The sequence below is a fragment of the Streptomyces sp. NPDC086077 genome, assembly GCF_040686175.1.
Lineage (GTDB): Bacteria > Actinomycetota > Actinomycetes > Streptomycetales > Streptomycetaceae > Streptomyces.
On sequence record NZ_JBFBJT010000218.1, the window covers coordinates 1 to 8585 of the forward strand.

Here is an 8585-nt window from a genome sequence, read left to right on the forward strand (position 1 = left end):
CCCGCCACGGGTGCCCGGCGCCTGGTGTGCCTCGGTGCGGGTCGGCTACTTGACGTCGACCGAGTCGCCGATGGCGAGAGCACCGCCAGTGGTGGAGTCGCCCTTGTAGACCCAGCGCCAGGCGCCGTCCGCCGAGGCGGTGACCGTGGCCTTCAGTGCGCCGCCGCTGCCGGTCCTCACCGTCTTGACGACGCTGTAGTTTAGAAGCACAGGTTGCGTACTGACGCGAGAGCAAGAGGTCGCATCAGGGCGTGCTCCTGGTCGCGATGTGCCGTGTTGGTGTCAGTGGGCTGGTGTCGTCGTTCGAGTGTTCATGAAGAGCAGCGTCACTGCAGTGGGTTGGTCTCTGTAGCGCGTGCGGCTGTCACGGGGCGGTACACCCCGCTCCGCTCCACTGTCTTGAGAACGGCTGGCGCAGCTGGCCGCTCTCATCGCCGCCGGCCGCCGCCTCCCGGAGGGTGAACGCCTGCCGACAGTGCGTCAGCCGGCAGCCGATCTGGGTCTTGCTGTGGGGACGGTGGCGAGGGCGTACCGCGAGCTGAAGTCGACGCCGCATCAGGTGCGGGTTCTGTGTGTGCCCGTCGAGGCCGTTGCGCCGCAAGGAGCGAACTGCCTCGCCTCATCCCGGTGAGACCTGCGGTGGCAGCATCGCGGGCGTCGGTACGGCGATCCGTCCCGGAGGCAGCGACCGGCACGGGAAGCAGATCGCTTGGATTGCGTCCGGATCACGTCACAACTCCGTCGCCGTTGCAGGCCCAGCGGCCCACCTGTCGCATCATGTCTCTACTCGCATCGCACCAGGGGGAATCATGCGCATCCGCACCACCACCGCGGTCGTCGTCGCCATACTTGCCGTCACTGTCGCTGGCTGCAGCAGCGACAAGGGCAGCGAGAGCAAGGCGGACACCACCAAGAGCACCGTAGCCGAGGCGTCGAGGGCCTCAGACGACAGTGGCGCCGCCAAGAACGCCGACATGCCGCCCGAACCCGCCGGCGCCGAGCGCGACGCCGTCCTTGCTGCCATCCGTGACGTCAACGGCAATCTCACCCATGACGAGGACAAGGCCATCGACGCGGCCCGCAACCAGTGTGCGTCCCTCGTTGGCGGCGCGACGAGCCCGGACCGCGAAGCTGCGCAGCGGTTCTCCTACGACGGCGTCACGCTGACCGATGACGACGGGAGTCACATCAACTTCGGGCTGCGCAAGACGCTCTGCCCCGAGTCCTGATCAGCCGCCAACTTGGGCCCGGCCGCGAGCGTATGCGGCCCGCCTCACCCTGCCCGGAGCATTGAACGTGGGCATCGTCTGCAGTCCATATCTGATGTTCGACGCTTCGTTCCCTCGTAAAGGAATGCTTGTCCGGCGATCACTAACCCTTCCATGACAGCGTGTATCGGGATCGGACGAGCCGCAACAGGCTGACGGCACGACAAAGAACATCGGATCCGTGCATCCGTCGAAGGGGGCCAGACTCGTAGGTGAGGGTAGGTGTTCGCCCCGGGGAGAAGACCCGCGGAGAGGGTCCACGCCGCTGGCGAGGGCCTGAGCCCGACGCGTTCAGAATCCGGGGGACGCGGGAGAAGCGGAAGTGGGAGCTGGTCCGCCCGGACGTGCTCATCCTCGACGACTTCGCCATGCGCAGCTGACCACTGGTGTTCAGCGAACGGCAGGGCCGGTCCCTAATCGTCACCCGCAACCGGGCACCCAGCGACTGATATCCCCTTTTGCCCAACCCCGTCGTCGCCGAAATCACACCCCAGCCGGCTGATCAACACCATCCACCAGGTCATCATGAACGGCCATCTACCGCCCGCACAAGCGCCCCGACAACCCGACGGACAAGCCGCCGACCAGCTAGAACGGTTTCGACTGTATGAGAGGCTCATGCACATGGCCGAGTTCTGATTCGTCACCGCCAGCACCGTGCCCGCTTCGGCCGCCACGGCGCTCGACGTGCTTTCAGGAACGGATCGCAGCCGGGCACCGCGCGACCTGGCTGACCAGCTCGCGCGGCCGTTCACTGGCCTTCATCAGCAACACCGACCGCGCGAAAGCGATCCGGATCGTCAGCCACATCCTCACAACAGGCGCCCCCCGGAGATGGCAGAGTCGAGGACGCCGCAACGCCATTCGCTCCGCCCCGCCTGGCCGTTCGGTCGAGTCGCAAGGCTGAACGCTGGTCAGGCCAGCGACGCGCGGATAGCCCCGCCTCCAGCTGTCCGCCATTTAGCACATGCGGACCGACCGGGTGCCTGCCCCTCAGGGGTACTCGCTGCGGCTGCGTCCTTGCCGTGGTTGTGTTGGGCATGGATCAAGCGGTGACGTCGTGACCTGCCGTGGTCGGGATGGGCAGCCCGGCCTGGCCAGGCTGAGGTTGCCGGCTCCGTGCTGCCGAACCGGCGAGGTAGGCCTTGCTGTTGACGGCTTCCTCGGCTGGTCAGCCGGTCACTGGGGTCAAACTCGCCCTCCACCCTCGCTCACCCGAACTTTGTCACCGTCCACGCCTTCGGCTCCGCGAGTCACAGCCGGTTGCGGAAGGTTCAGGAGGGGGTGGCCGGGGCGGAGAGGGACAGCACTCCGTCCGCGACTTTGGTCCGTTTGCCGTCGTGCTCGCGGTGGAGGGGACCGGTGCTGCAGTGGGTGACGGCGTCGTCGTGGTGGGTGCGGCCGACGCAGTCGGGGATGGTCAGGACCATGCGGGTCTCGCGGTCCAGCGGGCGGACCACAGTCGCAGGCTGGTCGCCAGCGCTTACCCACTTCTCGCCGTCCAGTCGGAAGAGAGTGGACGGGCGGTGCGGGCGTTGCTTGTCGTCCTCGGCGCCCTCGTTGTTGTCGCAGGTCCAGGCGGAGATCGTGGCGTAGAGGTGCTGGTCGGGACCCCACCACAGGTCGTTCACCTCGATGCCGCCGGTGACGCCGGGGAGGAAGCCAGGCGGGAGCGCGGCCGACTGGTCACTGCCGCCCACCTCGCCGTTCAGGCCCAGCGGGTGGACAGGGAACGGGGCTGCGCAGCCGCCGGGGTTCTGCCGGGCGGCCACGGCGATGAGCTCGCGATCGCCGAGGGTGGCGAGTGCGGCAGGCATGTACGCGTTGGAGTCGAAGGGCGAGTAAGCGGCGACCTCCTTGCCATCCCGGTCGAGCAGGCGCAGATCCATGGCGGTGTCCCCACCCGAAACCGTCGTGTACTGGGCGGTCAGCAGATGGCTGCGCGTGCCGCCCAGAAAGCTGATCGCCCAGCCGCTGCCGTTGCCGACCGGTGCGGTGATCTCGGTCCCGGCAGCCTCCGGATGGGTCAGGTCGAAGCGGAGTGCGCGAGTGGGGGTGGCCTCGGAGTCCCATCGCAGGACGGCGACCTCGTGGTCTGCGATGGGGGCGAGGTCGTAACAGTTGGGGCATGGCAGCCGGCGTACCTCGCCCGTCCGGGCGTCCACGGTGATCAGGCGCGTGTCCTCGGTCCGCTCCAGCAGCGCGTCGTCGGAGAAGAACGCGAGCCGGCGACCGTCATGGGTCCACACCACCGTGTTCTGGTGCTCGTCGCCCAGGTCGAAGACGCGCGGGACACGGGCCAGCGGCCGGTCGCCCCGCATCAGGACGAGTTCCTTCTCGGTGGTGTAGGCGTACGGGGTGCCGTCGGCCGACGGCGCGAGGGAGGGGCGGCCGGCCTGGGCACCATTCCCTCCGTCCTGCCCGCCCCGGTCGTCGCCCCGGGTGGCGAGCAGGGTGGCGCCGACGGCGACGACCAGCGCTAGGACCACGAGGACCGCGAGTCGGCCCACGGTGATTCCCGGCCTTGCGCCCTGTGGCGCCCCGCTCATCGGTCTGCTCCCTGCGAGGTCGCGGCCACGGGGTCGGCGCGGTGCCAGCCGTCGCGCCGCTCCGCGTAGGCCGCGCGGTAGCCGGCTGGCGGAGGGCTGCCAGAGGCAGCGGGGCCGGTCAGTTCGAAGGGCTCGCCCCGCCCGCGGTCGATCTGTTGGGTGAGGACGCCGTCCGGGGTGGCCACCACCAACTCCAGGGTGAAGGAGCAGTGATGGCGGCGGCTGGTGACGCCGACGCTGAGGGTCTCGCTCTCACCGGGCTTGAGCGTCAGGGTCCGCTCCTTGAAGTAGTCGCGCCCCGTCCACTTCGGGCCGGCGCTCGTGCGCGCCCGCAATTGCGGGCGCGGGTCTGCCGCGTCCAGGTCGAGACCGACCGCCACCGTGTCGCCGCTGCCCTGCGTGTAGCCGGTGAAGTGCGTGCCATCCAGCGGTGCCCCGCACTTCTTGTGCACATTGACGTCGGTGATCTCGACCTCCTCCGCCGCGTTGCCGCGCAGCGCCAGGTTGATCGTGCCGGACTCCGTGACGACCGCGCCGTGCCGGGCGTACCAAAGGGCGAAGGCCGCAGAGTCTGGCGTCACCTGCGTGCTGAAGCGAGCCAGTTCGGCATCGCTCATCCGCAGGGCGTCCGGCAGTGCGAAATCCCCGCCCGCCAGGTCGCTGGCCGGCCCGGTGACGGAGGCGACGAGCACCGGCGGCGAAGCGGACGGGGCCGGGCGCGGCCGGGTGTCCACAGGGGGCCGGGCAGTGGCGCCGGCGCCATCCGCGTCCCGGCTCTGCCACCACAGGGTGCCGCCGGCCGCGAGGCCAACGACCAGCAGCAGGCAGAGCACGGTGGCGAGCAGGCTGACGGTGCGGGCCTGGCCGTGGACGAACAGGTTGTGGGCCGAGCCGACCGCGATCCCCTGCTGGGAGGCGTGCGCGCTGCCCGGCGTACGGTCGGCTGGGCCGCGCGATTCGGGGGCTTCTGAAGTAGCGCCGTCGCGGGCGCTCCCGGAGGCCGGTCCGGCTAGCCCTCGGGCCGGACCGGCGGCGGAGGGGGGCTGAAGTGAACGTTCCCGTTGATCAGAGCAGCGGCCAGCGAACCTTGCTCGGCGTGGACGCGGATGTCTCCTTGCACGTGCTGGTCACCGCTGTGGATCTTCGGCGCCGTCGGCTCTTCGGCAAGCAGTCGGCGCAAGTCGTGGGCCGCCTCGTCGCGGTCGGGGCCGTCCAGCCGCTCCAGGGTGGCGACGACCCGGTCCCGCCAGGCCGCCCCGCAGCGTTCGAGCTCGCCGCCGGTTGGCGTCCCGCCCTCCAGCAATTCGGCCGCGCTGCCGTCCAGCTCCGCGAGTGCTGCCTCCCCCCGGCGGCCGTCGCCCCGGCCGAACCAGTGGCCGAGGCGTGCGCGCAGCCCCTCCCAGGCGTCGGTGCCCGCGGCGGTTGCCACCGCGGCGCCCGCGGCGGCGGCGAGCGTCAGCAGTTCCTCGGTCAGCATGGTGCGGCCCCTCCCTCGTCCGGCCGCGGTGCCGTCCCCGTCCCCGTTCCCGGCCCCGTACACCGCCATACGCACCGTAACGGGCTGAAGCCTCGCTGTCAGAGAAACCGTCACATCGGCCTCACACAGCGGGTCGACGGCTCTCGAAGCTGATCGTCTGCTGGGCGGTGAGACAGGGCTGGTTTCACTCGGAGAGCAACCTGGGAGGTGGTCACCGCCCGTCTCGAAGCGTGCGAATGCACCTGGAGTCCCGACAACGCCTCGACCTTTGATGACCAATGTTCCATCCGTACGAAGGCCGGTGTAAGCCTTGGATTCCGCGCAGGCGCAGGTGTACGCGGCGGCCGGCTACGCGGTAGTGCTCGGCAGCCCGCGCGGCATCTCCGGGTACGGGAAGGCGCACGGCCGGTGGGCTGCCGACGACCTGGCCTTCACGACGGCCCCCGACCTGCTGGCTCTGCTGGATGCCGCGTTGCAGGCCGGATTTGGACTCCAGGCGGGTGGGGGTGCAGGGCGGCTCCTTCGGTGGCTACATGTCCGCCTGGCTGGCGGCCCACCACGGCGAGAGGTTCCGGGCAGCGATGGGCGAGCGTGGCTGCTACGCCATCGACAGCCACTTCGGCACGGCCGATGACGGGGCCAACAACTCGATCGCACTGTACGGAGCGGATCCCGTCGGCCAACTCCGAGACGATCAGGCGGACCTCCCGCCTGAGTTCGGGGAACTCGCTCCAGACCTCCGCGCTCCTGGTGAGCACGGCAGCCAGCAGATCGCCCTCGTACATGTCGCCTTCCGCCAGTGGGTTGGCCCGAAGGACCTCCATCGCCAGCGGCAGGAGATAGGCAAGGCCCACGTCCTGCCTGATCAGCAACCGCATGTCCTCGACCGTCAGGCCGCCGATCGGCTTGCGCCGAAGCTCACGCACGGTCGCCATCAGCCGGGTTTCGCCGCCCGACGGGGCCGACCAGCGGTCGCGCTCAAGCTCCTCAAGGGAGAGGTCACGGTTCACGAGTCGAGTCACCGACCGATCGTCCCACGTCAAATCTCAAACGCGGTCTCAGGCGGTGGACGGCATCGGCGAGGGCGCGTGGGATGCGAACTGACCGAGGCCGAACTGATCGCGGTCGGGGATGCTTTCTTCCCCGAGGACGAGGCCTGAGAGCGAAGCGAGCGGTTCGCGGGCCTTTCACACCATGGCGGTGTCGCCGGTCACCTTGCCGGTGGGGGTTCTTGAGCGGGGTGGAGGCGTGTGGCCTGTTCAGGCAGGGTTCATTTTGCCGGTGATCTTCGGGGGTGTGGAGGGCACTGTCGGGACACGACTGATCTTTAGGGTGCGAGGGTTGTCACTTATGGAGGTCTGATGATCACTCGTGCCCGTCTGGGCGTCATACTTGCCGCCGTGTTGACGGCGGTCTTTGCGAGCGCTGTGGTGCCGAGTACCGTGTCGGCGCAGCAGTCGGACCGGGCCGCTGCGAGCGTCGCCGCGTACTCCGGCAAGGTCCGGATGAACGAGGTCCAGTTCATGGGCGCCCACAACGCCTTCCACCGGGAGATGCAGGGCGTCGAGCTGGCCGAGTCGGTCAAGATCGACCCTGGTTACCCGTCGTGGGGTTTCTACTCGCATGCGTCCGTCTCGGATCTGCTGGGCCGTCAGAATGTGCGCGCGCTCGAGTTCGACTTGCTGCCCGACCCCGACGGCGGCCTGTACCAGCACCCGCTGGCCCGCAAGCAGGCCGGTCTCGGCCCGATCGACGACCCGGCCATGGCCGCACCCGGCATGAAGGTCATCCATGTCGCCGACCAGGACTACAACTCGACCTGCCGCACCCTCGTGGTCTGCATGCAGCAGGTGAAGACCTGGTCGAAGGCCAACCCGCAGCACGCGCCGATCATCCTGCAACTGGAGCTCAAGCAGACCGACGACCGCTGGGAGCAGCTCGGCGGCGCGGTCAGCCCGGCGTGGAACGGGAAGCTGCTCGAGGACGTCGACAAGGAGATCCGTTCGGTCTTCTCCGAGTCGCAGCTGATCACCGCTGACGACCTGCGCCGCCCTGGCCTGACGCTGGAGCAGTCGATCCTGAAGAACGGCTGGCCGACCCTCAACTGGGCGCGCGGCAAGGTGATGTTCTTCTTCGACAACGGCGGCCCCGGCGCCATCCGTGACATGTACCTCGACGGGCACCCCAGCCTGCAGGGCCGCGCGGTCTTCACCCGCGGCAATCCCGGCGACGCGGATGCTGCGATCACGATGGTCAACGACCCGCGCGGCGCCAACGAGGCGACCATCCGCGACCTGGTCAAGCGGGGCTACATCGTCCGCACCCGCTCGGACGAGCCGCTGAAGACGGTCATCAACAACGAGTTCAGCCGCCTCCAGACCGCTCTGGCCAGCGGCGCGCAGATGGTCACGACGGACTTCCCGAGCGTCGGCATGGCCGCCCGCTACAACAGCGACTTCGTCGCCGAGCTGCCCGGCAACGAGCCGGTTCGCTGCAACCCGGTGACCGCGCCGCGCAACTGCCACGACGACAGGCTGGAGCCCTCGTCCACCCGATGAGGGCGTTCTGAAAGGCGGCCGGCCGATCCCGGACGGCCGCCTCTTCTTTTCCGAACTACGAACCGCAGTGCCGACTGCGGTGATTTCGGAGGCTCCGGCCGGCCAGGCGGGTGACGCACCGGAATCGAGCAGCACGGCGCAACAATGCGACACGCGCCACATGTCGGTAGCCATACGTGAACAAGACATTGGGGAGCAGTGTGGACCTGAGCGCCACCGGCGAACCGTGATCGTGCAGGAGGACACCCAGGTCCACGTCGGCATCGACCTCCGGCCGGGCACTCTCACGCTCACCCGGAACGGCAAGCACTTCGCGGCGTACCACGCCCTGGTGCAGTTCGCGTCCGTTCACGCCCACCCGTGGGCGGCGCAGGAGGTCGAGTTCTCGGCCAAGGGACCGGACGGCAAGTCTGTGGGATTGACCGTAGATCTCCTCGACGACACCTGCGACGGCCTCCGGGCTGGCGTTCCCGCCATGACTGGAAGGTCGTGGCCCTCGCCGCGACCTCCGCTGGAGACGTCGGCATCACGTACGTGCCTCCTGGGCGCACCTGATTCACACCCCGTCGGGTACGGCCCGGCCATCATGCTGACCAGGGCTCCCTGAGTCACTCCGCGAGGGCCATGTCGGGTCGGCACAGTGAATGCATGCCCTGACCTGCCGGATCATCGGGCGGGTCTGGCTCCGGCGGGATGCCGGGTTCGGCTGCGTGCAGGAGCGGCAGTGGATCAC

6 protein-coding genes and 3 pseudogenes are annotated in these 8585 nt (G+C 69.0%); 4 read left to right on the forward strand and 5 right to left on the reverse strand.

What is annotated here, in order from left to right:
* Positions 1-45 precede the first annotated feature (45 nt).
* Entirely contained in the window at positions 46-210 is a 165-nt protein-coding gene (locus tag AB0O67_RS34870; protein ID WP_365459293.1) for a hypothetical protein, read from the reverse strand.
* Positions 211-409: 199 nt separating this feature from the next.
* On the opposite strand from AB0O67_RS34870, the pseudogene AB0O67_RS34875 reads away from it, so the two are divergent.
* Positions 410-547: pseudogene (locus AB0O67_RS34875) on the forward strand (GntR family transcriptional regulator); the annotation flags it as partial.
* 262 nt (positions 548-809) lie between these two features.
* The gene (locus tag AB0O67_RS34880; RefSeq protein ID WP_365459296.1) at positions 810-1229 is read left to right on the forward strand and encodes a hypothetical protein; all 420 of its coding nucleotides are present in this window, start codon (positions 810-812) and stop codon (positions 1227-1229) included.
* 1313 nt (positions 1230-2542) lie between these two features.
* Here the strand turns inward: AB0O67_RS34880 and AB0O67_RS34885 are convergent.
* The 3 genes from AB0O67_RS34885 to AB0O67_RS34895 form a co-directional block, all read right to left on the reverse strand.
* Complete coding sequence (locus AB0O67_RS34885) at positions 2543-3778, reverse strand: hypothetical protein (protein ID WP_365459299.1); 1236 nt, start codon at positions 3776-3778, stop codon at positions 2543-2545.
* A 35-nt stretch (positions 3779-3813) separates the two neighbouring features.
* Complete coding sequence (locus AB0O67_RS34890; protein ID WP_365459302.1) at positions 3814-4650, reverse strand: hypothetical protein; 837 nt, start codon at positions 4648-4650, stop codon at positions 3814-3816.
* A gap of 176 nt (positions 4651-4826) precedes the next feature.
* A complete protein-coding gene (locus AB0O67_RS34895; RefSeq protein WP_365459304.1) occupies positions 4827-5294 on the reverse strand; it encodes a hypothetical protein in 468 nt (155 codons plus the stop codon).
* Positions 5295-5652: 358 nt separating this feature from the next.
* On the opposite strand from AB0O67_RS34895, the pseudogene AB0O67_RS34900 reads away from it, so the two are divergent.
* A pseudogene (locus tag AB0O67_RS34900) lies at positions 5653-5854 on the forward strand (prolyl oligopeptidase family serine peptidase); the annotation flags it as partial.
* Positions 5855-6007: 153 nt separating this feature from the next.
* Here AB0O67_RS34900 and AB0O67_RS34905 read toward each other — a convergent pair.
* Positions 6008-6316 (reverse strand): annotated as a pseudogene (locus AB0O67_RS34905) (contact-dependent growth inhibition system immunity protein); the annotation flags it as partial.
* 339 nt (positions 6317-6655) lie between these two features.
* Between AB0O67_RS34905 and AB0O67_RS34910 the strand changes: the two are divergent.
* Positions 6656-7852: a phosphatidylinositol-specific phospholipase C1-like protein gene (locus tag AB0O67_RS34910; RefSeq protein ID WP_365459307.1), complete on the forward strand. Its 1197-nt coding sequence runs from the start codon at positions 6656-6658 to the stop codon at positions 7850-7852.
* Positions 7853-8585 lie beyond the last annotated feature (733 nt).

Excerpts from the sequence above, each read along its gene's own strand:
- AB0O67_RS34910 (WP_365459307.1), top strand. The coding sequence starts at position 6,656 with ATGATCACTCGTGCCCGTCTGGGCGTCATACTTGCCGCCGTGTTGACG.
- AB0O67_RS34895 (WP_365459304.1), bottom strand. The coding sequence starts at position 5,294 with ATGCTGACCGAGGAACTGCTGACGCTCGCCGCCGCCGCGGGCGCCGCG.
- AB0O67_RS34880 (WP_365459296.1), top strand. The coding sequence starts at position 810 with ATGCGCATCCGCACCACCACCGCGGTCGTCGTCGCCATACTTGCCGTC.